A 26,921-nucleotide genomic window follows, 5' to 3' on the forward strand; every position below is an offset into this window, starting at 1 on the left:
TGCCTACGACATGGGATCCGCCCTCCCGCACGCCCGGGGACGCCGCTAGGATCCGATCATCGATCATTCGCCCCGCCTCGCGGCCGGTCGGCGATCGCGATCCGTTCATTGGCGTCCCCGGTCAGGTGCAGGCGGGTGACGTTCGGCGAATCCTCCGGAGCCCAGCCTGTCCCGCCCCCGGCGGGAGCGACGGCCCGTCCCCGGAGGTCAGCGCTCGGCCTGCATCACGACCATCCCCGACGGGGCGAGGAGGTCAGCGATGGCTCACAGGTTCTGGCGCCGGGCACTGGCAGTGGCAACTCTCGCGTTCGCCATGGCGCTGCCGAGCGCAGCCCCGGCAGCGGCCGCTCCCGAGATCACCGCGATCACCATCGAGGGTGAGGGGCTCGACGAGGCGCTGCGGCTGACGGCCGAGGAGCGCCCGGCCCATCTGGCCTCGGTGCTCGATCAGGTGAGCTGGCTCGGCAACGCGCACAAGACCGCCGCGCCGAAAGAGGAGACGCTCGGTCCCAAGTACACGGTGGTCGTCTTCCAGGACGGCGAACCGAAGCAGACCTTTGACCTCTACCCGCTGGCCGAGGGCGGTCCGCGCGTCTACCGCCCGAAGGAGCAGCCGAGCAAGCGCAAGACCAGTGAAGGCTGGTTCCTGGGGCGGCTGAGCATGTCGGAGAGCCTGCGCAGCGCGGGCGCGCCGTTGCCGGAGCAGATCGATCCGCTCTCCGGCGGCATCGGCGGCGGCGAGCGCCTGATCCCCGAGGAGGCGATCAACCCGGGCTCGGAGTTCGGCGAGGCCTTCGACGTGCTCCGTCCGGCGCTGCTGCTCAACGTCGGCCTCATCACGGTGATCACCGGCAGCATCGCCGGACTGGCGCTCTACGTGCGCCGACGGACCCGCTGACGTTTCTGGTCAACCGGCGGTCAGCACCAACGGTGCGGTGGCCGTTCCCGGCGGCGGCGACGCTGGCGTGGGCGGACCGGGCCGTGCCGGTGCGCGGATTCCCAGGCGATCAACTGCAGCCGGGGCAGGGCGCCCTCCTCGTCCAGGTCCGCATCTGCGTCGACCGGCTCGTCGGCGTTCTCCGTCGCGCTGACGGCCGCGCCGGTCTCCGGGTTGCGCGCCGCGCCACCGTCGGTACGCGGAGGGTGGTGGGCGTCGCCGAGACAGACCTCGTCCGGCTCGCAGCAGTACTCGGCCTCGCTGTGCCCCACCACAATTCCCTCCCCACGCCACCTGCGGCCCACACCGGTACGGGCGTCTGCGACGGGAACAGATGACAGAAGTTCACGTCTGGGCCCACACGGTAGCGGGCGAAGATGATCAGATCGATGGTCCGTTCAGGTTGCATGGGCCACACCGCTCGCGCGGCCTGCGGGAACATCGACGAAAACTGGCTGCGCTAAGGTGCCCGGCCGCAGGGAGATTCCGGACGGCCCCGGGGCCGTGACAGGCTATGGCGGTGACGACCCAGGCCGACCAGGAACAGTTCACGGCGACGCTGCACCGCATGGAGCGCGCCGTCGGCAGTCTCGCCACCGCCAGCATGGCGCGGATGGACGAGACCCTGCCGTGGTTCCGGGACATGCCGGCCGAGCAGCGCTCCTGGGTCATGCTGATCGCCCAGGCCGGCGCGCGGTCGCTGGTGCAGTGGATCCGCGACAACGGCGAGCGCGGCAACGACGCCCTGGACGGCGCGCAGCTCTCCGACGACGTCTTCGCCACCGCGCCGACCGCGCTGATGCGCGCGATCAGCCTCCCGCAGACGGTAGCGTTGATCAAGGTGACGGTCGACGTCGTCGAGGAGCACGTGCCGCTGCTGGCGGCCGAGGGGCAGGAGCAGGTGCTGCGCGAGCAGGTGCTGCGATTCTCCCGCGAGATCGCCTTCGCCGCCGCCCGGACGTACGCCCGCGCCGCCGAGTCGCGGGGCTCGTGGGACGTCCGGCTGCAGGCCCTGCTCGTGGACGCGCTGCTGCGCGGGGACTCCCCGGACGTGCTCGCCTCCCGGGGCGCCGCACTGGGCTGGACCGACGCCACCCCGGTCGCGGTGCTGGTGGGCCGCTCCCCCGGCGGCGAGGTCGCCGCGGTGCTGCGTGGCATCCACCGGCTCGGCCGCCGCATCGACGTGGAGACCATCGGCGGGGTGCACGGGGACCGGCTGGTGGTGGTCGTCGGCGGCGCCGCCGACCCGGTCGAGGTCACCACCGCGCTGCTGGAGGCCTTCGGCGCCGGCCCGGTGGTGGTGGGGCCGGCGGTGCCGAGCCTGGACGAGGCGACCGACTCGGCCCGCGCGGCGCTGGCCGGATTCCGGGCCGCCCCCGCCTGGCCCGCGGCGCCCCGTCCGGTCGCCGCCGACGATCTGCTCCCCGAACGCGCCCTCGCCGGTGACGCCCAGGCCCGGCGCCGGCTGCGGCAGGACGTCTACGCCACGCTGATCCGCGCCGGCGGTGAGCTGCTGGGGACCCTGGACGAGTTCCTCTCCGGCGGCGGGGTGCTGGAGAACGCGGCGCGGGTGCTCTTCGTGCACCCCAACACCGTGCGGTACCGGCTGCGGCGCGTCGCCGACCTGACCGGGTTCTCGCCGCTGGCGCCCCGGGACGCCTTCACCCTGCGGGTAGCGCTGGCGGTGGGCCGACTGGACCCGGCAGCACCACTGGCACCCAATCCGGCATTCGGCAGCAAAGCCCACTAAACGGTGTATCGCGTCGATCGCAGACCGTAATGTTTGGAGGAACCCTACAAAGGATCTAGTACGGTTTGGTACCGAGCGACAACCGCGCCACCAGTCCGCATGCAGGAGAGTCTTAACCGTGCTCGCCGTACTCTCTCCCGGCCAGGGTTCCCAGAAACCCGGCTTCCTCACCCCCTGGCTCGACCTCCCCGGCGCCCAGGCCCGCCTGCGCTGGTGGTCCGTTCCGGCCGGCGTCGACCTGGTGCATCTCGGCACCAAGGCCGACGCGGACGAAATCAAGGACACCGCCCGGACCCAGCCGCTGCTGGTCGCCGCCGCCCTGCTCGCCGCCGAGCACCTGCCGATGCACGACGTCGCGCTGACCGCCGGGCACAGTGTCGGCGAGCTCGCCGCCGCCGCGCTCGCCGGGGTGGTGCCCGCCGAGTCCGCGATCACCCTCGCCGGCGTACGTGGCCGGGAGATGGCCGCCGCCTGCGCGCTCGAACCGACCGGCATGGCCGCACTCCTCGGCGGCGACGCCGAGGAGGTCCTCGCCGCCCTCGAATCGCACGGGCTGCACCCGGCCAACCGCAACGGCGCCGGCCAGATCGTCGCCGCCGGCGCCCAGGACGGGCTGGCGAAACTCGCCGCCCAGCCGCCGGCCCGGACCCGGGTGATCACGCTGCAGGTCGCCGGGGCGTTCCACACTCCGTACATGGCGCCCGCCGAGACCGTCCTGGCCGAGGTCGCCGCCGGGATCACCCCGGCCGATCCGCACCGGATCCTGCTCTCCAACCTCGACGGCGCCGCCGTCAGCCACGGCCGCGAGGTGATCCAGCGCCTCGTCCGGCAGGTCACCGCCCCGGTGCGCTGGGACCTCTGCATGCGCAGCCTGGCCGACCTCGGCGTCACCGGCGTGATCGAACTCCCGCCGGCCGGCACCCTCGCCGGCCTGGTCAAGCGGGAGCTCAAGGGCGCCGGCGCCCCCGAGATCGTCACCCTGAACACCCCGGACGACCTGCCCGCCGCCCGCGACCTGATCGCCCGGCACGGCATGCCTCCCGGCCACGAGCCGACGATGCAGTTCCGGGTGGCGGTCTCGCCCGCGGCCGGCACCTTCCAGCCCGGCGACACCCTCACCGAGGGCGACCTCGTCCGCACCGGTCAGGTCATCGGCCACGTCGCGACCCGCCAGGGTCCCGTCGAGGTCACCGCACACCAGGGTGGTTCGCTGACCGAGTGGCTCGCCGACCGGGACGACCCGGTCGCGCCCGGGCAGCCGCTGGCCCGCATCGGAGGACACGCATGAGCACCACCGGCAGCCGGATCGTCGCAATGGGACACCACCAGCCCTCGCGCATCGTCACCAACGACGAACTCGCCGAGCTGGTGGAGACCAACGACCAGTGGATCCGGGAACGGGTCGGGGTGGTCACCCGGCGGATCGCCGACACCGAGACCGTCGCCGACATGGCGACCGCCGCGGCCGGCAAGGCGCTGGCGAACTCCGGCCTGACCGCGGCCGACATCGACCTCGTGGTCGTGGCCACCTGCACCTCGGTTGACCGGACGCCCAACGTCGCCTGCCGGGTCGCGGCCGGCCTCGGCATCACCGCGCCCGGCGCGTACGACATCAACACCGCCTGCTCCGGCTTCTCCTACGCCCTGGCGAGCGTCGACCACGCCATCCGTGCCGGCTCGGCACGCAACGCCCTGGTCATCGGCGCCGAGAAGCTCTCCGAGTTCACCGACTGGACCGACCGCTCCACCTGCATCATCTTCGGCGACGGCGCCGGGGCAGCCGTGGTCAGCGCCGCCGACGAGCCGGGCATCGGCCCGGTGCTCTGGGGTTCGGTGCCGGAGAAGAGCGACGTCGTCACCATCGAAGGCTGGCGCCCGTACGTGCAGCAGGAGGGGCAGGCGGTGTTCCGCTGGGCCACCACCGCGCTGGCGCCGATGGCGCGCGAGGCGTGCGCCCGGGCCGGCGTCGCCCCGGAGGAGCTCGCCGCCTTCGTGCCGCACCAGGCCAACGCCCGCATCATCGACGGACTCGCCCGGCGGATCGGGCTGAGCCCCGACGCGGTGATCGCCAAGGACATCGTCGAGTCCGGCAACACCTCGGCCGCCAGCATCCCGCTGGCGCTGTCGAAACTGGTGGAACGCCGGGAGGTGCCCGTGGGCGCCCCCGTTCTACTCTTCGGTTTCGGCGGCGGCCTGACCTACGCCGGTCAGGTCGTCCGCTGCCCGTGATACCCCCGCGCGGCGCGACAGCGCCGACGGCGCCCTCCGACGGCCCCACCGCCGGAGTGCACACCACACCAGGGAAGGAACAACAGCAATGACCCGTGACGAAATCACCGCAGGCCTCGCCGAGATTCTCGAGGAGGTCGCCGGCATCAACACCGCCGACGTCGCCGAGGAGAAGTCCTTCACCGACGACCTCGACGTCGACTCGCTCTCCATGGTGGAGGTCGTGGTGGCAGCCGAGGAGAAGTTCGGCGTGAAGATCCCCGACAACGAGGTGCAGAACCTCAAGACCGTCGGCGACGCCGTCAGCTACATCGCGGCGCAGTCCTGACATGAACCGACATGACGTCGTCGTCACCGGGCTCGGCGCGACGACCCCGCTCGGCGGGGACGTCGCGTCAACCTGGGACGCCATGCTGGCCGGCCGCTCCGGAGTGGGTCCGCTCACCTCGGAGTGGGCGGCCGAGCTTCCCGTCCGTATCGCCGCCGCGCTGGCGGTCGACCCCAGCGAGGTGCTCGAGCGGGTCAAGCTGCGCCGCCTCGACCGCTCCGAGGCGATCGCGATGATCGCCGCGCGGCAGGCCTGGTCCGACGCCGGCTTCGCCGAGTCCGCCCCCGACGCCGAACGCGTCGCGGTCAGCATCGGCACCGGCATCGGCGGCGCGCTGACCCTGCTGGCGCAGGACGACATCCTGGAGGCCTCCGGCCCCCGGCGGGTGTCGCCGCACACCGTGCCGATGCTGATGCCGAACGGCCCGGCGGCCTTCGTCGGCCTGGACCTGGGCGCCAAGGCCGGGGTGCACTCGGTCGCCAGCGCCTGCGCCACCGGCGCGGAGGCGATCGCCCTCGGAATGGACATCATCCGCGCCGGCCGCGCCGACGTGGTGGTCGCCGGCGGCGCCGAAGCCGTCATCCACGGCCTGCCGATCGCCGGCTTCGCCGCCATGCGTGCGATGTCCACCCGCAACGACGACCCGCAACGGGCCTCCCGGCCCTGGGACAAGGGCCGCGACGGCTTCGTCCTCGGCGAGGGCGCCGGCGCGCTGGTGCTGGAGCGGGCCGACCACGCCGCAGCCCGCGGCGCACACGTCTACGCCCGCCTCGCCGGCGCCGGGATCAGCTCCGACGCCTACGACATCGTGCAGCCGCACCCCGAGGGTGAGGGCGCCATCCGGGCGATCCGGCTGGCGCTGGCCGACGCGGACGTCAGCCGCGAAGACATCGTCCACGTCAACGCCCACGCCACCTCGACCCCGGTCGGCGACATGGCCGAGATCGCGGCGCTGCACGCGGCGGTCGGCTCCCACCCGGTGCTGACCGCTACCAAATCGATGACCGGCCACCTGCTCGGCGCCGCCGGCGCGCTGGAGTCGATCGCCACCATCCTGGCGATCCGCGACAGCGTGGTACCGCCGACGATCAACCTCGACGACCCCGACGACGGGCTCGACATGGACGTTGCGGCGCACAAGCCCCGGCAACTGGACATCCCGGCCGCCCTGAACAACTCGTTCGGCTTCGGCGGTCACAACGTGGCTCTCGTCTTCACCCGAGCCTAGAGACATACGCCTTGGAGGCACAGTGAGCACGATCGCCGCAGCCGGCGCGGACACATCCGTCGTCGATCACCGGGATCCCCAGGTCCGGCTCCGGGCCCTCTTCGACGCCGGAACCCTGCGCCTGGCCATCACCCCGGACACCTCCGGGGTGCTCTGGGCCCGCGGCGAGGTCGACGGCACCCCCGTCGTCGCCTACGTCACCGACGCCACCCGGATGGGGGGCGCGATGGGCACCGAGGGCTGCCGCCACGTCGTGGACGCCATCGACACCGCCGTACGCGAGCGGGTGCCGGTGCTGGGCCTGTGGCACTCCGGCGGCGCACGGCTGGCCGAGGGCGTCGTCGCCCTCGACGCGGTCGGCCTGATCTTCGCCGCGATGGTCCGGGCCTCCGGCCGGGTACCCCAGATCTCGGTGGTGCTCGGCCCGGCGGCCGGCGGCGCCGCGTACGGCCCGGCGCTGACCGACATCGTGATCATGAGCGAGGCCGGGCGCATCTTCGTCACCGGCCCGGAGGTGGTGCGCAGCGTCACCGGCGAACAGGTCGACATGGCGCGCCTGGGCGGCCCGGAACCGCACGGACGCCGCTCAGGCGTGGTGCACGTGACCACCCCGGACGAGGAGTCGGCGCTGGCCCGGGCCCGCGAGCTCGCCTCGCTGCTGGGCCGGCAGGGGCGTTTCAGCCCGGCCGACGTGGCCGTCGCCGACGAGGCGCACGACCTCGCCGGCCAGATGCCGGAGCAGGTCAACCGCGCCTACGACGTCAAGCCGGTCGTCAACGCGCTGCTGGACGCCCCCGGCGTGGAGCTGCACGCCAAGTGGGCCCGCAACGTCGTCACCACCCTGGGACGCTTCGCCGGCCGTACGGTCGGCGTCATCGCCAACAACCCGCTGCGCCTGGGCGGCTGCCTGGACGCCTCCAGCGCCGAGAAGGCCGCCCGCTTCGTGCGGATGTGCGACTCGCTCGGCGTGCCGCTGATCGTGCTGGTCGACGTCCCCGGCTACCTGCCGGGGCTGGGCCAGGAGTGGGACGGGGTGGTGCGCCGCGGCGCGAAGCTGCTGCACGCCTTCTCCGAGGCGGTGGTGCCGCGGGTGACGCTGGTGACCCGCAAGGCGTACGGCGGGGCGTACATCGCTATGAACTCCCGCTCGCTCGGCGCGACCGCGGTCTTCGCCTGGCCACAGGCGGAGGTGGCGGTCATGGGGGCCAGCGCCGCGGTGAACATCCTGCACCGCAAGAAGCTGGCCGCCGCCCCGGCCGAGCAGCGCGAAGTGCTGCGCGCACAGCTGATCGAGGAGCAGATCCGGATCGCCGGTGGCGTCAACCGGGCCCTGGAGATCGGCGTGGTCGACGCCGTCATCACCCCGGCCGAGACCCGGGCGCGCATCGCCGAGGCGCTCGCCGCCGCTCCCGCCGGTCGCGGCACGCACGGCAACATCCCGCTCTGACGGCGTACGTCGGCAGACGCCCGCCCGGTTCCGACCGGGCGGGCGTTTCGGCATCCGAGTGCGGCGACCCCGATCGCGGTCCGGCTACCCCGGTCGGGGCCGGCGGCTAGGCCGGTGACGGTCCGAGGGGGGTCGCCGATCGCGCTCCGCCGGTGCACCGGCAGGGCGCAGGTCAGGGCTTGCAGGTGGTCGCGGGCAGTCCGGCGACCTCGACCGGCAGCCGGCCCTTCGCCTCTTCCCGGCCGGCGAGCACCTGCGCCAGGGCGGTCATCGAGGCCGGGCTGGACGAGTAGGTGGCCAGCAGCACCGGAGAGGCGGCGCGGGCCAGCAGGTGCGGGGTGTCCATCGCCACGGTCACGTCCGCCTCGGCGTTCAGGTCCGCCGTGCCGTCGCCGTAGCCGACCAGGTGCACCACCGTGCCGCCACGCGTCACGACCGGAACGCCGGCCGCCGCCAGCTCCCCGGTGAGCAGCTCCCGTGTGCGGTCCCGCCCGGCGGAGGTGGTGACCCGCACGCCGCCGTCGACGGCGAGCCCGGCGCAGGAGCCGCGCAGCACCGTCACCGCCGCGAGGGCCAGCGCCCGGGCGGCGGCCCGGTGCGCGTCGTCGCCGAGCACCGTCAGCGGCGGGGCCGGGGTGGCCGCCAGGCGGAACTTGAGAGTCAGGATGCGGGCCGCCGCCGCCACCAGACGTTCGCGGGGCAGCGAGCCGTCGCGCAGGGCCGCCAGCACCCCGTCGTACGCCTGCGTGACGTTCGGCGGCATCAGGATCAGGTCGTTGCCGGCGTTGAGGGCGCGGACGGCGGCTTCCCCGGCCGGGTACTTCTGCGCCGGCGCCATGTTCATCCCGTCGGTCACCACGACACCGGTGAAGCCCAGCTCGCCGCGGAGCACATCGGTGAGCAGCTTGCGGGAGAAGGTCGCCGCGACACCGGGGTCGACGGCGCGCACGTCGAGGTGGGCGGACATCACCAGCTCGGCCCCGGCGGCGACGCCGGCCCGGAAGGGCCCCCACGCCTCGGACGCCAGCACCGTGCGCTTCTGGGTCAGGGTGGGCAGCTCGTGGTGGCTGTCGGCGGAGGTGTGGCCGTGGCCCGGGAAGTGCTTCAACGTCGCGGCGACCCCGGCTGCCTGCAGTCCGCGCACCGCGGCGGAGACCTGTGTGCCGACGAGCTGCGGATCGCCGCCGAACGAACGCGAGCCGATCACCGCACTGCGACCGACCAGCACGTCGGCCACCGGCGCGAAGTCGAGGTTGACCCCCATCGCCGCCAGTTCGGCGCCGGCCGCCCGCCACGCGTTCTCGGTCAGCTCCGCCTTCCCGGCCGCGCCGGCGGCGAGCGCGCCGGGCAGGAGGGTGACACCCTTGGTGATCCGGGTGACCACGCCGTACTCCTGATCGATGCCGATCAGCAGCGGCGCCGCGCCGGCGGGCAGCTTCCCGGCGGCCGTGTGCAGGCCGTCGGTGAGGCCCCGGACCTGCTGCGGGTTGTCGACGTTGGTGGTGACCTGGTTCGCCGCGGTCGGGTCGTCGGCGGAGAAGCCGACCAGGATCAGGCCGCCCAGGCGGTACTTCTCCACCATCTGCGCCGGGGTGTCGACCCCGGCGAGTTCCCGGTTGCGCGCCGCCGAGCCGGCCGACACCTCGGTCGCGGAGTCGCCGTAGGCGAACGGCATCAGTACCTGCCCGGCCAGGTCCTCGTCGGCCAGCGTGGCGACCAGCGCGGCGGCGCGGGCGGCGGGATCGTCCGGCGCCGCCGGGTCCGCGCTCGGCGTCGGTGGGGCGACCGGTCCGGCCGGTTCCGGTTCTTTCGACGGTGCGCCGCAGCCGGCCGTTACCGGTACGGCGAGCGCGGCGGCGAGCAGAGTGCGACGGGACGCGGAGGGCACCCGACCATCCCACCAGCCGCGCTCGACAGCGGCAAATCCGTCCTGCCGGTTTTCCGGCCTTCGGTCCGGCCTAGCCGACCTGGGTGAGCAGAGTCACCGGCGCGCCGTCACCGGCGTGGCGGTACGGCTCGAGCTCGTCGTCCCAGGCGGTGCCGAGGGCCTTGTCCAGGGCGTGGGCCAGCGCTTCCGGCCCCCGGGCGCCATACATGATCGTGCGCAACCGGTCCTCGCCGAGCTGGATGTCGCCGCCCGCGCCGACGGTGGCGCGGAAGAGTCCCCGACCGGGTACGTGCATGAACCGTTCGCCGTCGACGCCGGCGCTGGGCTCCTCGGTGACCTCGAAACGCAGCATGGGCCACTGCCGGAGGGCAGCGGCCAGCTCGGCGCCCGTCCCCGGCCGCCCGGACCAGCCGCATTCGGCCCGGCGGGCGCTGGGATCGACGGGCTGGGCGGTCCACTGCAGGTTGACCGGCGCGGCAAGGACGCGCGCGATCGCCCACTCGACGTGCGTGCACACGGCGAGCGGGGTGGAGTGGACGTATACGACGCCACGCGTTGGCACGGTTGACCTCCCGGTTGGCGAGGTGCGTCTTCCCCTACGACCTCGTCATCCGTGGCAGTCTCGTTGCCGAGCAGTGCTTGTCACAAATGATGCAGCAGTGGCGCAAGGTACGCCAGCGAAACGCAGAAATCGCCGTGCGACGATCTGGGGCGGCGCTGTTCGCGCCGGTGACCTGGGTGGGCAACCCGGACGAGACGGTGGTGTAAAGTTGAGTAGGCGGCTTCTGCCGCAGCCCATCTTCGGTGGCGAGCAGTCGAACTGAACTGCCGGAACTGCCGAGACCCCCCCGGACGTTCCCGTCCTCCGTACGTCTTGCAAGGAGTACCTCCGTGGCGAGCAACACCTCTAAGACCGCGCGCGCGTCCGTCCGGGCCGGCCAGGCCGGCCAGGGTGGTGCCCTGAGCGTGCTCGGCGAGTTCAAGTACCTCATTCCGCTCAACGGCGGCAAGCACGCCTACGTGCGGAACCTGACCAACGGCAAGACCGTGCACCTGCGTACCGACTCCGACGCCTTCGTCGAGGAGATCCGGACGCTGGCCGGTGCCGGCCACGCCACCAAGATCCGGGCTGAGATCACCGGCCTCGCCGCCCAGTTCCCGGGCGACGGCTGGGACACCACCGAGAAGCGCCTGGTCGAGGCCGGCATCTTCGAGGGCTGAGCCCCTTCCGCAGCAACAGCAACGACCGCCCCGGCAGCGCCGTGGGCGGTCGTTGCTGTGGCGTCGCCCCGGATCAGGGCAGCAGGGTCACCACACCGGTGGCGAGGTCGTAGATCGCGCCGACCACGGCGAGGTCGCCCTTGTTCCCGGCCGCGGCCAGCAGCTGCTGCTCACGCAGGGTCGCCACCGTCCGCCCGACGTGCCGCCGGGTCGCCAGCGCCACCGCCCGCGGGTCGTCGGCGCCCACCTCCTCGACCGCCGGGGTGATCTGGTCGACCAGGTACCCCAGCGCCCCGCCCGGCCGCTGCCCGCTGCGCAGCGCCTGCACCGTGGAGGTCACCGCGCCACAGCGTTCGTGGCCGAGCACCACGACCAGCGGCACCTTCAGCGCCGCCACGGCGAACTCCACCGAACCGACGACCGCCTGGTCGAGCACGTGCGCGCCGGAGCGGACCACGCACATCGACCCGAAGGTCTGATCGAAGATCGCCTCCAGCGGGACCCGGGAGTCGATGCAGCCGACGACGACCGCGTGCGGCTGCTGATCGCCGGAGGCGACGGTCGCGGCGGCGCTCACGTCGTGCCCGTGCAGCGGTCGGCCGTCGACGAATCGCCGGTTGCCGGCGAGCAGTTCGGCCAGTGCCCGGCCGGGACGGTCCCCGAGGTCCCCGGCGCGCGGCGCGTCTTCGCCGGCGGCGAGCTTCGGCTGAGAAGTCATTGGGACAGCTTGCGGCACGGATCCGGCAGGAAGGAAGGACAATGCGAGCCTTTTCACCACGGCGGTTCGTCGTCGGCCCGGCTGGGGTAAGCCGCCGACCCGGGACGTACCGTTGAGGACCCCCTGTCGGCACCGGCCGGCGGCGCGCGGGTCACATCTGACCAGCGGTTGCGGCCGGCCCGACGGCATGCCCGTACCCTCGCTCAGGTCCGACCCGCTCGCGGCCGACCTGCCGCGGGGCGCGTCCGGCCGCCGTCAGCAGAGCTAGGAGCGCCCCCGTTGACCGACCAGAGCACGTTGCAGCAGGAGATCGCCGTCGAGCAGGGCCATCTCGACCGGGTCTACACCCGGCTGGCCGAGCTGCGCCGATCCGCGCTGCGAGCCGAGCGGGACGGCTACCGCATGTCCCGGGTCGGCACCTTCGGCGCGCTGGTGGAGCGGGACGCGATGGTCTTCCACGCCGCCCAGCGGCGGCACACCCTGGACGCCGAACACGAAGGGCTGGTCTTCGGCCGGCTGGACCTGCGGGACCGGTCGGTGCTGCACGTGGGGCGGCTCGGCGTACGGGGCCGCAACTCCGAGCCCTTGGTGATCGACTGGCGGGCGCCGGCGGCGGCGGCCTTCTACCAGGCGACCCCGGCGCAGCCGCGTGGCGTGGTCCGGCGGCGGATGATCCAGTCCAGCGGTGAGCGGGTGACCGGCATCGAGGACGACCTGCTCGACCCGGAGCTGGCCGGACCGGAGCTTCAGGTGGTCGGTGACGGCGCGCTGCTCGCCACCCTCTCCCGCGCCACCGGGCACGGCATGCGCGACATCGTCGCCACCATCCAGCAGGAGCAGGACGCCGCGATCCGCTCCGACGCGGGCGGCGTCACGATCGTCTCCGGCGGTCCCGGCACCGGCAAGACGGCCGTCGCGCTGCACCGGGCGGCGTACCTGCTCTACGCCGACCGGGCCCGGTTCGCCGGCGGCGGCGTGCTCGTCGTCGGCCCCTCCTCGGTCTTCGTGCAGTACATCGGCTCGGTCCTGCCCTCGCTGGGCGAGGAGGCCGCCGTGCTGCACTCACTCGGGTCGCTCTTCCTCGACGTCACGGCCACCCGTTCCGACTCGTCACAGGTGGCGGCGATCAAGGGGTCGCTGCGGATGCGGCGGGTGCTGCAGCAGGCCGTACGCGACGCCGTACCCGGCTCCCCCACCGAACTGCGGCTGCTCTACCGCGGCGAGCTGCTGCGGCTGACCCGCGGCGAGCTGGACACCATCCGTGAGCGGGCGCTGGCGCGGGGCGCGCGGCGCAACGAGGCGCGCCGGGCCGGCTTCGACCTGATCTTCGACGCGCTCTGGGCACAGCTGCGGTCGCTGAACCCGGCGGGGCGGCACGACCGGCGCACCTTCGAGGGGGAGCTCGCCGACCGCGGCGACTTCCGCGAGTTCCTGAAGGCGTGGTGGCCCCGGCTGCACCCGCTGCACGTGCTGCGCTGGCTGGCCGACCCGCAGCGGCTGCGCCGCTACGCCCGCGACGTACTCGATCGCCGCGAGATCGACCTGCTCGCCGCCGCGTTCGCCACCGTGGGCGCCGAGGGGCCGACCATCGCCGACGTGGCGCTGCTGGACGAGCTGGACGCGCTGCTGGGCAAGCCGATGCAGCCCAAGCGGCACTCGCGGGACCCGTACCAGCTCGCCGGGGGCGTACGGGAGCTGAGCACCTACGCCGACCGGCAGCGGGTGGCACGGGAGGCGGGCCGGGAACGGCCGGCCGATTACCGCGACTACGCGCACGTGGTGGTCGACGAGTCGCAGGACGTCTCGCCGATGCAGTGGCGGATGCTGGGCCGGCGCGGACGGCTGGCGTCCTGGACGATCGTGGGTGATCCGGCCCAGTCGGCGTGGACCGGCGACCAGGCCGAGCTGGTGCAGGCCCGCGACCAGGCACTGGGCCGCCGGCCCCGGCGGGAGTTCACCCTCTCCACCAACTACCGCAACCCGGCGGAGATCTTCGAGGTGGCCGCCGAGGTGATCCGCGAGCTGGACCCGGAGCTGCTGCTGCCGCGCGCGGTGCGCACGACCGGGGTGCCTCCGGTGCGGCGCGTGGTGCCGGCCGCGGCGCTGCCCGACGCCGTCTGCGCGGCGGTGGCGACGATGCTGGCCGAGGTCGAGGGGACCGTCGGCGTGATCACGCCGGTCGCCCGCCGCGCCGAGATGGAGGCTCTTCTCGCCGACGTCGCCGATCCCCGCCTGCAGGTGGTCGACAGTCTCCAGGCCAAGGGCATGGAGTACGACGGCGTGGTGCTGGTGGATCCGGACGGCATCCGGGGCGGTTCCGCCGCCGGTGTCCGGACGCTCTACGTGGCGCTCTCCCGGGCCACTCAGCGGCTGACCGTGCTCGACGCGACCGGCTGAGACCCACCGCGTTCCGTACGCCCCGCTCGATCGGGCCGCCTGCGCCGACCCGATCGGCTGATCCCGCCGTCGAGACTGTTGCATACATTGCGATGTGAACATACCTTGGAGCGGGCATCGGCCGGTGACGGAGGGTATTGGCGTGGGCGCAGGTCACGACCATCACGCGCAGGTGATGCATGCCGGAGCCCGGCACCGGGGCAGGCTCTGGGCCGCGCTCGCAGTCCTCGCCGGGCTGATGGTGGCCGAGACCGTCACCGCGCTCGTCAGCGGCTCGCTCGCGCTGCTCTCCGACGCCGGGCACATGTTCACCGACGTGCTCGGCATCGCCATGGCGCTCGCGGCGATCAGCGCCGCCCGCCGCGGGTCGCACGACCCGCAGCGCACCTTCGGCCTCTACCGGCTCGAGGTGCTCGCCGCGCTCGCCAACGCCGTCCTGCTCTCCGGCGTCGCCTGCTACGTGCTCATCGAGGCGGTCCGCCGCTTCAGCGATCCGCCCACGGTGCTCACCGGGCCGATGCTCGCCGTCGCCGTGGCCGGACTGGTGGCCAACCTCATCGCCTTCGCGCTGCTGCGCTCCGGCGCCCGGGAGAGCATCAACATGCGCGGGGCGTACCTGGAGGTCCTCGCCGATCTGCTCGGCTCGATCGGCGTGATCGTCGCCGCGGTGCTGATCTCCGTCACCGGCTGGTGGTGGGTCGACCCACTCGCCGCGGTCGCGATCGGCGTCTTCATCCTGCCGCGGACCTGGCGCCTCGGGCGGTCCGCACTGCGGATTCTGGTGCAGGCCGCCCCACGGCACCTGCCGGTGGCGGCGGTCAGCGACCGGCTGCGGGCGGTGCCGGGGGTCTGCGGAATCCACGACCTGCACGTCTGGACCCTCACCTCCGGCATGGAGGTGGTCTCGGCCCACCTGACGGTGGCGCGCGAGGTCGAGCTGGCCGCCGTGCTCGCCGCGGCGCGAGCCGCCCTGCACGACGACTTCCAGATCGAACACGCGACGCTGCAGGTCGAGCCGCGGTCGATGCCCGGCACCTGCGAGCAACTGCGGTGGTGACGCCCGCCGGCGGACCCTCCCGAGCTGCGTTTCCGCGTCGCTGACGGTAGTGTCACCCGAGGCCACCGCCGGGCGGCGCCCCACCGGCGCCTGCGGCGGCCGCCGCCTAATCGCCACACGCGAGCCGGGGAACCACGTACCTGGGGTGCATCCGCGACAGCGGTAGGGATCTTCCGTCCCGAACCCGTCAGCTAACCCGGTCGGCGGCTGACGGAAGGACTCCACATGCCCCACACCACGACCCCGCACCACGCCCCCGCACCACGAAAAGGCCGCGCCCGCCTCGCCGTCCTGCTCGCCGTGACCCTGCTGCTCGGTCTCGTCAACGGATTCGCCGGCCAGCGTGCGGCCTGGGCAGACCCCGGCGACGAGGGCGGCACCCCGGCCCTGCGGGAAAAACTCGAAACCGCCAGCAAGGGCTACATCGACGCCAAGAACGCCCTGGCCAAATCCGTCAAACGCCAGAAGCAGCTCGACAAGCAGCTCAAGGAGATCGAGGCCGAGCTCGCCGAGCGCACCGGCAACGTCCGCGAGATCGCGGCCGCCGCGTACCGCACCGGCCGCGCCACCACCGCCTCCCTCCTGCTCGACAGCGGCTCGCCCGACGGCTTCCTCAAGCGCGCCGGCATGCTCGACATCCTCGCCGCCAACGAGGACCGGCACCTGCAGGAGCTGCGGGAGACCCAGGACCGGCAGAGCCGAGCCCGCGCCGAGATCGACGGCGAGATCACCGAACAGCGCAAGCAGGTGACGGTGATGGCGAAGCGCAAGGACCAGGCCGAGGCCGCGCTCGCCGAGGCCCGCACCGCCGCCACGCAGTCGGCCACCTACGCCGGCCCCGGCGCGTCGAGCGCATCGGCCCAGCCCGCGCCGCGCAACCCCGACGGCTCCTGGCCCAGCGAGTCGTGCAGCCTGAACGACCCGACCACCTCCGGATGCATCACCCCGCGCACGCTCCACGCCTTGCGGCAGGCCGAGGACGCCGGATTCACCCGGTACGTCTCCTGCTACCGCAACGAAGGCTCCGGCGAGCACCCCCAGGGCCGGGCCTGTGACTTCGCCGCCCAGCGCAACGGGTTCGGCGGCGTCGCCGGTGGCGCCGACAAGACCTACGGCGACAATCTCTCGTCCTACTTCATCGGCAACGCCGACCGGCTCGGTGTGCTCTACGTGATCTGGTACCGCCAGATCTGGCTACCCAGCAGCGGCTGGATGGGCTACAGCGGCGGCAACGGCGACCCCTCCAGCGACCACACCAACCACGTGCACCTCTCCGTCTACTGACCTTCGGCGGGCCCGGCCGGCAGGGCCGGGCCCAGCCGGGCGGCGAGCACCAGGTGCGCCGCACGGGCCTGCCGGAAGGCGTACCGGAACAGCGGCGCCGGAGCGGAAAGCGTGATCTCCACGTCGATGCGGACCAGACCGTCGGCCTCCGCCTCGATCGTGGTCCGGTTCAGCACGGTCGTCGCCGGCCACTGCCGGGCCCGCATGACCAGGGACCGCGCGGACATCTCCAGGGTGTCGACGGCGTAACTGGCCGGGAACCGGAACGGGCCCCAGGCCAGCCGGTCGGTGACCGTCCAGCTCGCCAGCGCGCCCGGGCGGGGCGGCTCCTGCCGCACCCGCACGATCAGCGGGTGCAGCTCGCCCTGGCAGGTCAGATCAGCGAGCCACCGCAGCGCCACTCGCGGCTCGGACCGGGCCTGCACGGTGTAGCTGAAACTGTCCTGTCGTGGCACGTCGCCTCCCCAGGCATCGGCGTGTGCCGATCGTGTCGTACCCGCAGCGGTACCGCAATGCCGCCCACGGGCCCGCATGACCTCGCCCGCTGCGGGAACTCCAGCCGCCCGCAGCCGAGGCGAAAGGGCAGCATGAGCGGACATGTGATGGTCTTCGCGCCCACACCCCGTCTGACGGTCACCATCGACAAGCCCGACGGCAACACCGAGCTGCACCTGCACCCCGGCGGCCAGGGCGTCTGGCAGGCCCGGATGATCGTCTCCCTCGGCGTCGACGTGGTGCTCTGCGCCAGCGTGGGCGGTGAGGTCGGGCAGGTGCTCGCGCCGCTGATGGCCGCCGAGGGGGTGGACCTGCGCCTGATCAGGCGCAGCAGCAGCAACGGCGGGTACGTCCACGACCGGCGCAGCGGCACCCGCACCGAGATCGCCGACGTGCCGGGCGAACCGCTGAACCGGCACGAGATCGACGAGCTCTACAACCTCGCCCTCAGTGAAGGGCTGCGCGCCCCGGTCAGCATCCTCAGCGGCCCGGACGACGACTCCCTGGTGCCACCGGAGATCTACCGCCGCTTCGCCGCCGACCTCGGGGCCAACGGCGGCCGGGTGATCGCCGACCTCTCCGGGCGGCACCTCAACGCCGTCCTCTCCAGCGGCCTCTACTTCCTCAAGATCAGCCACGAGGAGCTGCTCGACACCAACCGCGCCGCCGACGACAGCCACGACGAACTCGTCCGGGCGCTGCTCGCCCTGCACAGCGAAGGCGCGGCCGCCGTGGTGGTCAGCCGGGCCCGCGAACCCGCCCTGGCGTTGATCGACGGCGAGGTGCTGGAGGTCCGCATGCCGCGGCTGGAGGCGGCCGACCCGCGCGGCGCCGGGGACTCGATGACCGCGGGGGTGGCGGCGGTCATCGCCCGCGGCGGCGACATCCGCACCGCCGTACGCACCGGTGCCGCGGCCGGCGCGATGAACGTGACACGCCACGGCCTCGGCACCGGTCGGCGCGACTCGATCAGCGGGGTCGCCGAACGGGTCGAACTCGTCCCGACAGGCCTCAGTGACCCCGCCGCACCCCGGAAGCGGGTGAGCACCTGATGCGCACCAGGGTTCTGATCACCAACGACGACGGCATCGGCGCGCCGGGACTGCACTGGCTGGCCCGGGTCGCGACGGACCGCGGGCTGGACGTGGTGGTGGCCGCGCCGAAGAGCGAGTCGAGCGGTAGCAGCGCGGCGATGAACGCCGTGGAGCACGGCGGCAAGGTCATCGTCACCGAGTGGCCGCTCGACGGTGTGCCGGACGCCGCCTGCTTCGCCGTCGACGCCTCACCCGCCTTCATCGCGCTGCTCGGCATGCACGGCGCCTTCGGCGACCCGCCCCAGGTGGTCCTCTCGGGCGTCAACCGCGGCGCCAACGCCGGCCGGGCGATGCTGCACTCCGGCACCGCCGGCGCCGCGTTCACCGCCGCGGCGAACGGCGCCCACGGAATGGCAGTCTCGCTCGACGTCCTCTCCGCCATCACCGCCAGCGCCGCCAGTGGCGGGGCCGCGGTGCGTAAGGTGACCGCCGAGGACCGGCAGAAGGATCACCGGCGCAACTGGGTCACCGCCGCCACCCTCGCGCTCGACCTGCTCCCCGACCTGATGGCGGGGCCGGTGGAGACGATTCTCAACGTCAACTCCCCGGACGTGGCGCGGCACCGGCTGCGCGGTGTACGCCGCAGCGAGCTGGCCTGCTTCGGACAGGTGCAGATGACCGTCGCCGAGGCGGGCACCGGCTTCGTCCGCACCGCCTTGGAGGAGCCCGGCGAGGTCGCGCAGCCCGGCACCGACCTGGCGCATCTGGCGCAGGGGTACGCGACGGTGACGACGCTGCGGGCGCTCACCGAGACAGACGACGATCTGGAAGGGCTGCGCGGCTGGCAGGAGCGCTCCGAGGGCGCGAGCTGAACCTGTGCTCAGGCGCCGCTGGGAGCCCGGGACTCGCCGCTGGGAACCCGGGAGCTGCGCTCAGGCGCCGCTGGGAGCCTGCGCGTCCGATCCGGCGTAGTACGGCTCGGGAGCGCCGAAGAGACCGAGCAGCCCGGTGACCCAGAGCTGCCGGTGCACGAACCGGCTCGGCTGGGTGACGACAAGCTTGACACCGCTGACCTCGGCCGTCTGGAAACCGGCGACCAGGGCGCTGATACCGACCGAGTCGATGAAGGTCACGAGTCGCATGTTGAGCTCGATCCGGGACGGACGGCCCTGGTTGAGCACCTCGACGACGGCTTCGCGCACCTCGTACGCGGTGTCGACGTCGATCTCGCCGCGGGGCGCGATCTGCACCACCCCGTCCGGCAGCGCCGTCTTCACGATCGACAGGCTCACGCGAGCACCTCCACTCGCCCACGTTTCGGGCGCTTCATCAGTACGCGGGCCGCGACCGAGGGTATTCCTAAATCAGCCCGAAGCGCCACCCTGATCAGGGTTGCCGGCACGTGGGGGCCAGAAAAACCGGTCACCGCCGGACAGTGCGCATCATACGTCCGCCCGTCAACCCCGGGCCAATCTCGCCGCTGGGCCGGCGCAGCCGCCCGCGGCACGGGCGACGCGGTCGCGGTTTGGCCGGTCTGGCATCGGGGCACGTCGAAGGAGAAGCGTTTCCGCACCCGACCCGTTGACCGCGGCATTCGCCCGGCGAGGAGGTAGCACCGATGTTCGCAACCCCGAAGCTACTGGACCGGCGCAGCCGGCCCGAACGCGTGGCCGACCAGGCGTGGCACCACCTGCTCTCCACGGTCGAGTCGGCCGGCGAGAGCCTGAAGGGCAGCGCCCGCTCCGCCCAGCGCAGCACCGGCGATCTCGCCGGCGGCGCCGTCGACGCGGTGGAGTCGGTGACCGAGGAGGCCCGGCGCCGCGCGTCGCTCGCCTTCGACGCGCTGGCCGGACGCAAGTCCGGACCGAACTGGGGGATGCTGATCGGCATCGGCCTGCTCGGCGCGGCGCTCGGCTGGGCGGCGGCCGCCGCGGCCCGCACCGCGCTGCGGTCCGAGGACACCCGCCGCCCGGAGGAGATCGACTTCGTCGATGTCGACACCCCGGACCGGCCGGTCAGCTCGCTGGAGCCGTGAGGCCCTCGCGTACGGCATCGGCCGGCGGGCCCGTCACCGTAGCGGTGTCGGGCTCGTCGGCCGGATAGACCCGCAACTGCCCCGCGTCGAGCGCGGCGTGCAGCCGCCGCCCGGAGCGCAGGTCGAGCCCGGCGGCCTCCGCGGGGAGCACGTCGGCCAGCGCCGGTATCGGCCCGCCGAGGCGTACCCGCAGGTAGTCGCCGTGCGACTCGACCCCCTCGACCACCGCGGACCAGCCGGAGCGCGAACCGTCGAGGGCAGACGTGCCGGACCCGGCGGCGCCACCGGACGATCTGCCGGCCGGTGCGTCGCCGATACGCAGGCGTACCGCCGCAGGCCGGAAGGCAACCAGGACCTCCCCGCCGCAGGCCGCCGGCACCCCGCCACCGGATGACACGTCGCCGGGCACTGCCCCGCCGGACGACGCGCTGCCGGACTCTGGCGTACCGGGCAGGGCGATTCCGCCTCCCCCGGGCAACCACAGCCGCCCGTCTGTTACCCGGCCACGCAGCAGGTTCAGCCCCATCAACCGGGCCACGTACGCGGTCCGGGGCCGTACGGCGATCTCGGCCGGGCTTCCCTGCTGGGTGACCCGGCCCCGTTCGATCACGACCAGCCGGTCGGCGAGCACCATGGCGTCGAGCGGATCATGGGTGACCAGCAGGGTCGCCGCCGCCTGCCCCGCCAGGTGGTCCCGCAGCCCGGTGCGGACCTCGGCGCGGGTGCCGGCGTCGAGCGCGGCCAGCGGCTCGTCCAGGAGCAGCACCTGCGGCGCGACCGCCAGCGCCCGGGCCAGCGCGACCCGCTGGGCCTGGCCGCCGGAGAGCTGCCCCGGCCGGCGGGCGGCCAGCCCGGTCAGCCCCACCCGTTCCAGCAGTCCGTCGGCGATCGCGCGCGCCTCCCGGCGGGAGCGGCCCCGGCTGCGCGGGCCGAACGCGACGTTCTCCCGGACCGACAGGTGCGGAAAGAGCCGGTAGTCCTGGAAGACCAGCCCGGCGCGGCGCTTCTCGGCCGGCAGCCGGATCCCGCGGACCGGCTCCTCCCAGGTCCGCCCGGCCACCCGCAGATGCCCGTCGTGCAGCTGTTGCAGCCCCGCGACCGCGCGCAGGGCGGTGCTCTTGCCGGCGCCGTTGGGACCCAGTAGCGCCACCACCTCGCCGGCCGCGACGGCCAGCGCGAGTTTCAGGGCGAAACCCGGCCGCCGGACGACCAGCCGGGCGTCGAGGGACGCGGTCACGGGCTTGTCATCCACTTCTCCCGGAGCACGGCCAGGATGGTGACCGACACCGCCAGCAGCAGCACGCTGAGCACGATCGCCGCCTGCGGATCGGTCTCCATCGCCAGGTAGACGGCGAGCGGCATGGTCTGGGTACGGCCCGGGAAGTTCCCGGCGAAGGTGATCGTCGCCCCGAACTCGCCGAGCGCACGCGCCCAGCAGAGCACCGCGCCGGCCGCCACACCCGGGCCCACCAGCGGCAGGGTCACCCGCCGGAAGGTCGTCCAGCGCCCGGCGCCGAGCGTCGCCGCCGCCTCCTCCAGCCCGCGGTCGGCCGCGCGCAGCGCGCCGCTGACGCTGATCACCAGGAAGGGCATCGCCACGAACGCCTCGGCCAGCACCACGGCGCTGGTGGTGAAGGGCAGGGTGAGGCCGAACCGGGCGTCTAGCCATCCGCCGAGCAGCCCGTGCCGGCCGAAGACCAGCAGCAGGGCGACGCCGCCGACGACCGGTGGCAGCACCAGCGGCACCGTCACCAGCGCGCGCACCAGCCGCCGGCCGGGGAACCGGGTGCGCGAGAGCAGCCAGGCCAGCGGAACCCCGAGGAGCAGGCAGAGCAGGGTCGCCAGGGTCGCGGTGACCAGCGAGAGCCAGAGCGCGTCGAGCACGCCGGGGGCGGTCAGCCGGCGGGGCAGCTGCGCCCACGGCGTACGCAGCAGCAGCGCGGCCGGCGGCAGCACCAGGAACGCCAGGCCGAGCAGGGCCGGCAGGAGCAGCACCAGCGGCGCGCGGAACGCGTCGCCGGTGTCGCGCCCGGCGGCTGCGCTCGCTGCGGCGGGCATACCGTCGGCGGGGATGTCCCCGGCGGCCGGGTTGCTCTCGACGGCGGGGGTCACGGCAGTTGGAATCCGGCCTCGCGCAGCCGTTCCCGACCCGCCGCGGAGCGGACGTAGGCGACGAATTCGGCGGCGGCGGCCGGGTCCGCGGCACCGGGCAGCACCACGATCGGGTAGTCGTTGCCGGCGGCGGCGCTCTCGGCGAACTCCACGGCCTCGACCTCGCCGGCGGCCACCCGTACGTCGGTGCGGTAGACCAGCGCGGCGTCGACCTCGCCGAGGCGCACCTTGGTCAGGGCGGCGCGCACGTTCTGGTCCAGGGTGACCGGGGTGAGGTCCACGCCCGCGCTCGCCAGCGCCTTCTCCGCCGCGATGCCGCAGGGCACCTGGGCGGCGCAGATCGCCACCTTGAGGTCCGGGACGGCCAGGTCGGCGAGGGTACGCAGCCCGCGCGGATTGCCGGGCGGCACGGCGATCACCAGCTGGTTGCGGGCGAAGACAACCGCGTCCCGGCCGCCGGCGACCCGCTGCATCGACTCGGGTCCGGCGGCGGCGAAGACGTCGGCGGGAGCGCCGGCGGCGATCTGGCCGGCCAGCTGCGCGCTGCCGGCGAAGGAGAGCCGGACCCGCCTGCCGGGGTGGCTCTGCTCGAAACCCTCCCCCAGCGCGGTGAAGACCTCGGTCAGCGAGACGGCCGCCAGGACCGTCACCGTGCCGGCCGTGGCCGGATCGCGCCGGTCGGCGCCGCAGGCGGCGATGGCCAGCAGCAGGCAGCCGGCCAGCACGGCGGCGACCGGGCGACGGCTCACGGCAGCTCCACCATCACCGTGGTGGACTTCACCACCGCCACCGCGACCGAGCCGACGGTCAGACCGAGCTCGTCGACGGCCTCCCGGCTGGTCAGCGCGACCAGCCGGAACGGGCCCGCCTGGATGTCCACCTGGGCCATCACGGTGTCGCGGCGCACCGCCGTCACGATGCCGCGCAACCGGTTGCGCGCCGAGGAGCGGCCGCTGCCGGGGTCGGGTTCGTCGGCCAGCGACCGGGCGAATCCGGCGAGGTCGACCCCGTCGATCGTCCGGTGGCCGTGCCCGTCGCGGGTGGCCGGCAGCCGGCCGGCGTCCACCCACCGCCGTACGGTGTCGGCGCTGACGCCGAGCAGCTCCGCGGCCTCCCCGATGCGAAAACCAGCCATGCCGGGCAGATTACGTGGCAGCTGCGACGCCGGACAACCACTTCGACTCGCAACTGCCAGACCGCAAGGATCCGCGCAGTTGCCGGGGAACTGCTGCGTCCCCGGGGACTGAAAGCGGCACGTCAGGGAAGTCGCGACGGCGGCGGCTCACCCGATGCGGGCGATGGGGGCTCACCCGGATGGCGGTCACAGTGGTGGTCGAGAGCTCTACGACTGGAGAGGGAGTGATGTCCAATGGCGTCGACGGCGGTTTCCCGAGCCGACCAGCACATCCAGCAGGACGTGCTCGACGAGCTGACCTGGGAACCGAATGTGACCCCGACCGAGGTGGGTGTCACCGTCTCCGAGGGGGTGGTGGTGCTGACCGGGTCGGTCGACAGCTACGCGAAGAAATGGGCCGCCGAACGGGCCGCGCACCGTGTCCACCGGGTCCGGGCCGTCGCCAACGAGATGGAGGTGCGGCTGCCCACCGCCGCACACCGTACCGACGCCGAGATCGCCACCGCCGCGACCCGGACGCTGGAGTGGGACGCCTTCGTCCCGGTCGAGCACCTGGACGTCACCGTCGCCAACGGCTGGATCACCGTACGCGGACAGGTCGAGTGGGAGTACCAGCGCCGGGCCGCGGAGCGGTCCCTGCGCAAGCTGGCCGGCGTACGCGGGGTCAGCAACGGGATCCTGGTCCGCCCGATCGGCAGCGAGCAGGACCAGCTCGAACAGCAGCTGGCGGGAGCGCTGTCGCGCAGTCTCGCCGATGGCGCCGAGCAGGTCTCGGTGGAGGTCGAAGGGGACACCATCGTGCTCGACGGCCTGGTGCGCTCCTGGGCGCAGCGTGAGGAGGCCGAACGGGTGGCCTGGGCCTCCCCCGGCATCGCCGAGGTCCGCAACCAGCTCACCGTCGTCCTCTAGGCAGGGGTCGGACTCCCGCTCGCACCACCCTCAGATCAACCGCAGTTCCCGGGCCCGCCGTACGGCCTCGCGGCGCCGCGTCACCTGGAGTTTGCGGTAGATGTTGCGCACGTGGGTCTTGACGGTGTTGACCGACAGGGATACCTCGTTGGCGATCTCGACGTTGGACAGGATGCTCTGCAGGTAACGCAGGATCATCAGTTCCCGTTCGGTGAGCGGCTCGGCGGGCCGGACGCCGGGGGCCTCGGCCTGCGCGGGCGCGCCGCCGCGCCGGGCCGGCAACTCGTCCAGGAACGACCAGTACGCGGTTCCGGAGTCGAGGTGCGCGGTGAGCAGCTCCCGCAACTGGGGCTCGTCCGCGCCGAAGATCTGCCGGTGCTGCTGGGGCGCGGCGAGCGCCAGCACGCGTTCGAGGGCACGGGCCGCGCCGCGCGCGTCGGCGCCGCGGTGGGCGATCAGCGCCTGCACCAGGCCGGCTTCCAGCCGTGCCGCCAGGTTGAGCGGGCCCGCGCCCGGACCGTCCCAGGCGGGCAGCAGACGACGTGCGGTGTCGAGGTCGCCGTGGCCGGCTTCGGCGCGGGCCAGCACCACCGCCGCCATGCCCGTGGGCTCCGTTGCCGCCGAGGGGCGCAGCAGCGCCCGGACCCCGGCCAGGTCCGACCGGCGGCGGCGCAGGTCGGCCTCGGCGACACACAGCCGCTCCCGTAGCGCCGGGAGGCGGCCGGCTGCCTCCCGGGCCCGGCGCAGCGTCCGGACGGCGCCGTCGGGGTCTCCGGCGGCGAAGGCCAGCCGGGCCCGCACCTCCGCCGCGAGCACGGCCGTCGCCGGCGGCAGCTCCCCGGCCCGGTCGAGGTTGGCCTCGGCCTCCGCCGGCCGGTCACGGTGCCAGGCGGTCAGCGCGCGGGCAAGGTACGCGTGTGCGGCGTCGGCCGGGTCCCCGACCTGTTCGTGCAGGAGCGCCAGGGCCACCGCCGCTGCCCGCTCGGCGGCGGCCAGCTCACCCGCGGCGGCGTGCAGGACCGCACCGCGGGCGGCGCAGACCAGACGCAGCCGGGGCAGCTCGGCGGCCTCGGCGGCGACGAGCCCGGCGTCGAGTTCGACGCCGGCCGCCGGCAGGTCGCCATGGGCGAGCCGGACCAGGCCCCGCGCCGCCGCTGCAACCGCGACCGCGACCATGTCGGGCGCGGTGGCGGTGGCGGTGGGTGTGGTGGCCGAGGGTGTGGCGGCCGGCGGCTGGGCCGGCAGCCGGGCGGCCGCCCGGTCGGTCCGTTGCAGGTCGCCGGCGAGCTGGGCCGCGGCCAGGTCGAGCGCCGCGAGAGGGCCGCGCAGCGCCGCGGCGGCCGGCCCACGGGCCACCTGGGCCAGGTACGCGGTCCCGGCGGCGAGGTCCCCGGCGGCGAGCCGTTCCGCCGCCAGGGCCAGCGTGACCGCCGCGTCCGCCGGCGCCCCCGACGCCACCGGAACCACGGCACCGGGGGCAGGCTGGTACGGCAGCAGGTGCGCCCAGTGCCCGGTCAGCAGGCTTCCCGCCCGGGACCACTGACCCGCAGCCAGGGCGTGCCGCAGCGCCTCGGCGTACCGGCCGTGGCGCAGGTGCCAGCCGGCCGTACGGCCGTGCAGTTCGCGCAGCCGGGCCGTCCCGGTGCGCCGCAGCTCGCCGCGGAGCAGGTCGGCCAGGAGCCGGTGGCAGCGCCAGTGGGGCGACGGCGCCGGATGTGGCCGGACGAGACCGGTGTGCCGCGACACTTCGGCGAGCAGCGTCTCGCCGTCGCCGCCGGTCAGCTCGTCGAGCAGCTCGGCGGTGATCGGTGCGGTGAGGGTGAGCAGCGGCAGCGCTTCGCGTACCGGCCCGGCGAGCCCGGCGAGAATCTCCTCGCGCAGGTACGCCGCGATCTCGGGCTGCTCGCCACCGAAGCCGGCGACGAAGCCGTCCGGATCGGGGTGTCCGGCGAGGGTGAGCGCGGCGAGCCGCAGCGGCGCCGGCCAGCCTTCGGCACGATCCCGCAGCCGGTGCAGCTGCCGGTCGGTGAGGGTCACGCCGTGGTCGGCGAAGAGCGTCGCGGTCTCCTGCTCGGTGAAGGCGAGGTGGGCGCTGCCCAGCTCGGTGAGGGCACCGGCCACCCGCAGCCGGGCCAGGCCCAGCGGCGGCTCGGCGCGGGTCGCGACGATCAGCCGCAGTCCCCCGCCGCCGTGCCGCAGCAGGTGGTCGAGTCCGGCGGCGGCATGCGGATCGGCGAGCTGGTGCAGGTCGTCCAGGACGAGGGTCACCGGCCGCGACCGTGCGGCGAGCGCCGCCGCGATCTCGGCCGCACCGCCGTCGGCTCCATCCGCGGGCACGGCGCCCGGCTCGACGGGGAGGTCGAGGGCGGCGCGCAGCAGCGACCAGAGGCGCCCGGCGTCGTCGTGCGGTCCGAGCACGAGGTACGGCGGCGGGTCCGCGCCTCGGCGCTCGCGGATCCAGCTGGTGAGCAGTGCCGACTTCCCCCAGCCGGCCGGCGCGAGAAGCAGCGTCAGTGGTCCCTGCGCGCCCCGGTCCAGCACGTCGAGGAGCTGCTCCCGCAGCAGGGTGTCGGGCATCCGGCCTCCCCTTGGCCACCTCAAGGCACTCGTCGCCGCGCCGGTTACCCGGCCGGTACGGGTTCACCCCTTCCGTGTGAGCCGTTCTCACCCTGCCCTCGCGCAGGCTGGCGGCGGTCGCCGAGACCGGCGAGGTGCTC

The 26,921-nt window shown here is 73.9% G+C and carries 26 protein-coding genes and 1 riboswitch; of the genes, 15 read left to right on the plus strand and 11 right to left on the minus strand.

Translation table 11 applies throughout. The annotated features are described in order from the left end of the window. The first annotated feature begins 259 nt into the window (after positions 1–259). Positions 260–898 (plus strand): hypothetical protein, encoded by a 639-nt coding sequence (locus ACK8GG_RS09040; protein ID WP_440356039.1) that lies wholly within the window; start codon positions 260–262, stop codon positions 896–898. Positions 899–918: 20 nt separating this feature from the next. Here the strand turns inward: ACK8GG_RS09040 and ACK8GG_RS09045 are convergent, their stop codons facing one another. Continuing rightward, positions 919–1,209, minus strand: coding sequence for a hypothetical protein (locus tag ACK8GG_RS09045; protein WP_440356040.1), 291 nt, complete (start codon positions 1,207–1,209; stop codon positions 919–921). A gap of 242 nt (positions 1,210–1,451) precedes the next feature. Between ACK8GG_RS09045 and ACK8GG_RS09050 the strand changes: the two genes are divergently transcribed. The 6 genes from ACK8GG_RS09050 (at position 1,452) to ACK8GG_RS09075 (ending at position 7,919) form a co-directional block, all read left to right on the plus strand. Then, the gene (locus ACK8GG_RS09050; protein WP_440356041.1) at positions 1,452–2,687 is read left to right on the plus strand and encodes a PucR family transcriptional regulator; all 1,236 of its coding nucleotides are present in this window, start codon (positions 1,452–1,454) and stop codon (positions 2,685–2,687) included. Between the two features lie 118 nt (positions 2,688–2,805). Then, complete coding sequence (locus tag ACK8GG_RS09055) at positions 2,806–3,975, plus strand: acyltransferase domain-containing protein (RefSeq protein WP_440350567.1); 1,170 nt, start codon at positions 2,806–2,808, stop codon at positions 3,973–3,975. Next, positions 3,972–4,916, plus strand: coding sequence for a beta-ketoacyl-ACP synthase III (locus ACK8GG_RS09060; protein ID WP_440356042.1), 945 nt, complete (start codon positions 3,972–3,974; stop codon positions 4,914–4,916). Before ACK8GG_RS09055 ends, ACK8GG_RS09060 begins: the two co-directional genes overlap by 4 nt. 88 nt (positions 4,917–5,004) lie before the next feature. Continuing rightward, positions 5,005–5,244, plus strand: a complete 240-nt coding sequence (locus ACK8GG_RS09065; protein WP_440350569.1) for an acyl carrier protein — start codon at positions 5,005–5,007, stop codon at positions 5,242–5,244. Between the two features lies 1 nt (position 5,245). Next, positions 5,246–6,472: a beta-ketoacyl-ACP synthase II gene (fabF, locus tag ACK8GG_RS09070; protein ID WP_440350570.1), complete on the plus strand. Its 1,227-nt coding sequence runs from the start codon at positions 5,246–5,248 to the stop codon at positions 6,470–6,472. A gap of 31 nt (positions 6,473–6,503) precedes the next feature. After that, positions 6,504–7,919 (plus strand): acyl-CoA carboxylase subunit beta, encoded by a 1,416-nt coding sequence (locus ACK8GG_RS09075; RefSeq protein ID WP_440350758.1) that lies wholly within the window; start codon positions 6,504–6,506, stop codon positions 7,917–7,919. A 172-nt stretch (positions 7,920–8,091) separates the two neighbouring features. Here the strand turns inward: ACK8GG_RS09075 and ACK8GG_RS09080 are convergent, their stop codons facing one another. Both ACK8GG_RS09080 and ACK8GG_RS09085 read right to left on the minus strand, forming a co-directional pair. Beyond that, positions 8,092–9,783: a glycoside hydrolase family 3 protein gene (locus ACK8GG_RS09080; protein WP_440356091.1), complete on the minus strand. Its 1,692-nt coding sequence runs from the start codon at positions 9,781–9,783 to the stop codon at positions 8,092–8,094. A 94-nt stretch (positions 9,784–9,877) separates the two neighbouring features. Beyond that, positions 9,878–10,369: a DUF3145 domain-containing protein gene (locus tag ACK8GG_RS09085; RefSeq protein ID WP_440350571.1), complete on the minus strand. Its 492-nt coding sequence runs from the start codon at positions 10,367–10,369 to the stop codon at positions 9,878–9,880. A 329-nt stretch (positions 10,370–10,698) separates the two neighbouring features. On the opposite strand from ACK8GG_RS09085, the gene ACK8GG_RS09090 reads away from it, so the two are divergent. After that, a complete protein-coding gene (locus ACK8GG_RS09090; RefSeq protein WP_440350572.1) occupies positions 10,699–11,028 on the plus strand; it encodes a hypothetical protein in 330 nt (109 codons plus the stop codon). A gap of 73 nt (positions 11,029–11,101) precedes the next feature. Here ACK8GG_RS09090 and ACK8GG_RS09095 read toward each other — a convergent pair whose 3' ends face one another. Next, positions 11,102–11,746, minus strand: a complete 645-nt coding sequence (locus ACK8GG_RS09095; RefSeq protein WP_440356043.1) for a carbonic anhydrase — start codon at positions 11,744–11,746, stop codon at positions 11,102–11,104. Between the two features lie 279 nt (positions 11,747–12,025). Here ACK8GG_RS09095 and ACK8GG_RS09100 point away from each other — a divergent pair, with 279 nt between their 5' ends. The 3 genes from ACK8GG_RS09100 (at position 12,026) to ACK8GG_RS09110 (ending at position 16,484) form a co-directional block, all read left to right on the plus strand. Continuing rightward, positions 12,026–14,143, plus strand: coding sequence for a HelD family protein (locus ACK8GG_RS09100; RefSeq protein ID WP_440356044.1), 2,118 nt, complete (start codon positions 12,026–12,028; stop codon positions 14,141–14,143). A gap of 142 nt (positions 14,144–14,285) precedes the next feature. Further along, positions 14,286–15,200 carry a cation diffusion facilitator family transporter gene (locus ACK8GG_RS09105; protein ID WP_440356045.1) on the plus strand — a complete coding sequence of 305 codons (915 nt, stop codon included), beginning with the start codon at positions 14,286–14,288 and terminating at the stop codon, positions 15,198–15,200. A gap of 93 nt (positions 15,201–15,293) precedes the next feature. Continuing rightward, positions 15,294–15,422: riboswitch (cyclic di-AMP (ydaO/yuaA leader) on the plus strand. A 3-nt stretch (positions 15,423–15,425) separates the two neighbouring features. Beyond that, positions 15,426–16,484 carry a coiled-coil domain-containing protein gene (locus tag ACK8GG_RS09110; RefSeq protein WP_440356046.1) on the plus strand — a complete coding sequence of 353 codons (1,059 nt, stop codon included), beginning with the start codon at positions 15,426–15,428 and terminating at the stop codon, positions 16,482–16,484. Here the strand turns inward: ACK8GG_RS09110 and ACK8GG_RS09115 are convergent. Further along, positions 16,478–16,939: an SRPBCC family protein gene (locus tag ACK8GG_RS09115; RefSeq protein WP_440356047.1), complete on the minus strand. Its 462-nt coding sequence runs from the start codon at positions 16,937–16,939 to the stop codon at positions 16,478–16,480. The two genes, ACK8GG_RS09110 and ACK8GG_RS09115, sit on opposite strands and share 7 nt — an antisense overlap. Positions 16,940–17,071: 132 nt before the next feature. Between ACK8GG_RS09115 and ACK8GG_RS09120 the strand changes: the two genes are divergently transcribed. Further along, a complete protein-coding gene (locus ACK8GG_RS09120) occupies positions 17,072–18,031 on the plus strand; it encodes a 1-phosphofructokinase family hexose kinase (RefSeq protein ID WP_440350578.1) in 960 nt (319 codons plus the stop codon). After that, positions 18,031–18,885, plus strand: a complete 855-nt coding sequence (gene surE / locus ACK8GG_RS09125) for a 5'/3'-nucleotidase SurE (RefSeq protein ID WP_440356048.1) — start codon at positions 18,031–18,033, stop codon at positions 18,883–18,885. Before ACK8GG_RS09120 ends, surE begins: the two co-directional genes overlap by 1 nt. A gap of 60 nt (positions 18,886–18,945) precedes the next feature. Here the strand turns inward: surE and ACK8GG_RS09130 are convergent, their stop codons facing one another. Beyond that, positions 18,946–19,305 (minus strand): STAS domain-containing protein, encoded by a 360-nt coding sequence (locus tag ACK8GG_RS09130; RefSeq protein WP_440350580.1) that lies wholly within the window; start codon positions 19,303–19,305, stop codon positions 18,946–18,948. 326 nt (positions 19,306–19,631) lie between these two features. Between ACK8GG_RS09130 and ACK8GG_RS09135 the strand changes: the two genes are divergently transcribed. Continuing rightward, a complete protein-coding gene (locus tag ACK8GG_RS09135; RefSeq protein WP_440350581.1) occupies positions 19,632–20,048 on the plus strand; it encodes a hypothetical protein in 417 nt (138 codons plus the stop codon). Here the strand turns inward: ACK8GG_RS09135 and ACK8GG_RS09140 are convergent. The 4 genes from ACK8GG_RS09140 to ACK8GG_RS09155 are packed head-to-tail and all read right to left on the minus strand — an operon-like array spanning position 20,029 to position 23,295. Beyond that, a complete protein-coding gene (locus tag ACK8GG_RS09140; protein WP_440356049.1) occupies positions 20,029–21,285 on the minus strand; it encodes an ABC transporter ATP-binding protein in 1,257 nt (418 codons plus the stop codon). The two genes, ACK8GG_RS09135 and ACK8GG_RS09140, sit on opposite strands and share 20 nt — an antisense overlap. After that, positions 21,282–22,106: an ABC transporter permease gene (locus ACK8GG_RS09145; protein WP_440350760.1), complete on the minus strand. Its 825-nt coding sequence runs from the start codon at positions 22,104–22,106 to the stop codon at positions 21,282–21,284. The genes ACK8GG_RS09140 and ACK8GG_RS09145 overlap by 4 nt, the downstream gene beginning before the upstream one ends. A gap of 50 nt (positions 22,107–22,156) precedes the next feature. Next, a complete protein-coding gene (gene modA / locus ACK8GG_RS09150) occupies positions 22,157–22,909 on the minus strand; it encodes a molybdate ABC transporter substrate-binding protein (protein ID WP_440350583.1) in 753 nt (250 codons plus the stop codon). Then, entirely contained in the window at positions 22,906–23,295 is a 390-nt protein-coding gene (locus ACK8GG_RS09155; RefSeq protein WP_440350584.1) for a TOBE domain-containing protein, read from the minus strand. Before ACK8GG_RS09155 ends, modA begins: the two co-directional genes overlap by 4 nt. Positions 23,296–23,529: 234 nt before the next feature. Between ACK8GG_RS09155 and ACK8GG_RS09160 the strand changes: the two genes are divergently transcribed. Next, positions 23,530–24,204: a BON domain-containing protein gene (locus tag ACK8GG_RS09160; protein WP_440350585.1), complete on the plus strand. Its 675-nt coding sequence runs from the start codon at positions 23,530–23,532 to the stop codon at positions 24,202–24,204. 30 nt (positions 24,205–24,234) lie between these two features. Here the strand turns inward: ACK8GG_RS09160 and ACK8GG_RS09165 are convergent, their stop codons facing one another. Continuing rightward, entirely contained in the window at positions 24,235–26,781 is a 2,547-nt protein-coding gene (locus tag ACK8GG_RS09165; RefSeq protein WP_440356050.1) for a LuxR C-terminal-related transcriptional regulator, read from the minus strand. Between the last annotated feature and the right edge of the window lie 140 nt (positions 26,782–26,921).

Origin of the sequence: Melissospora conviva, from assembly GCF_049523535.1 — a bacterium.
Taxonomy (GTDB): Bacteria; Actinomycetota; Actinomycetes; order Mycobacteriales; family Micromonosporaceae; genus Melissospora; species Melissospora conviva.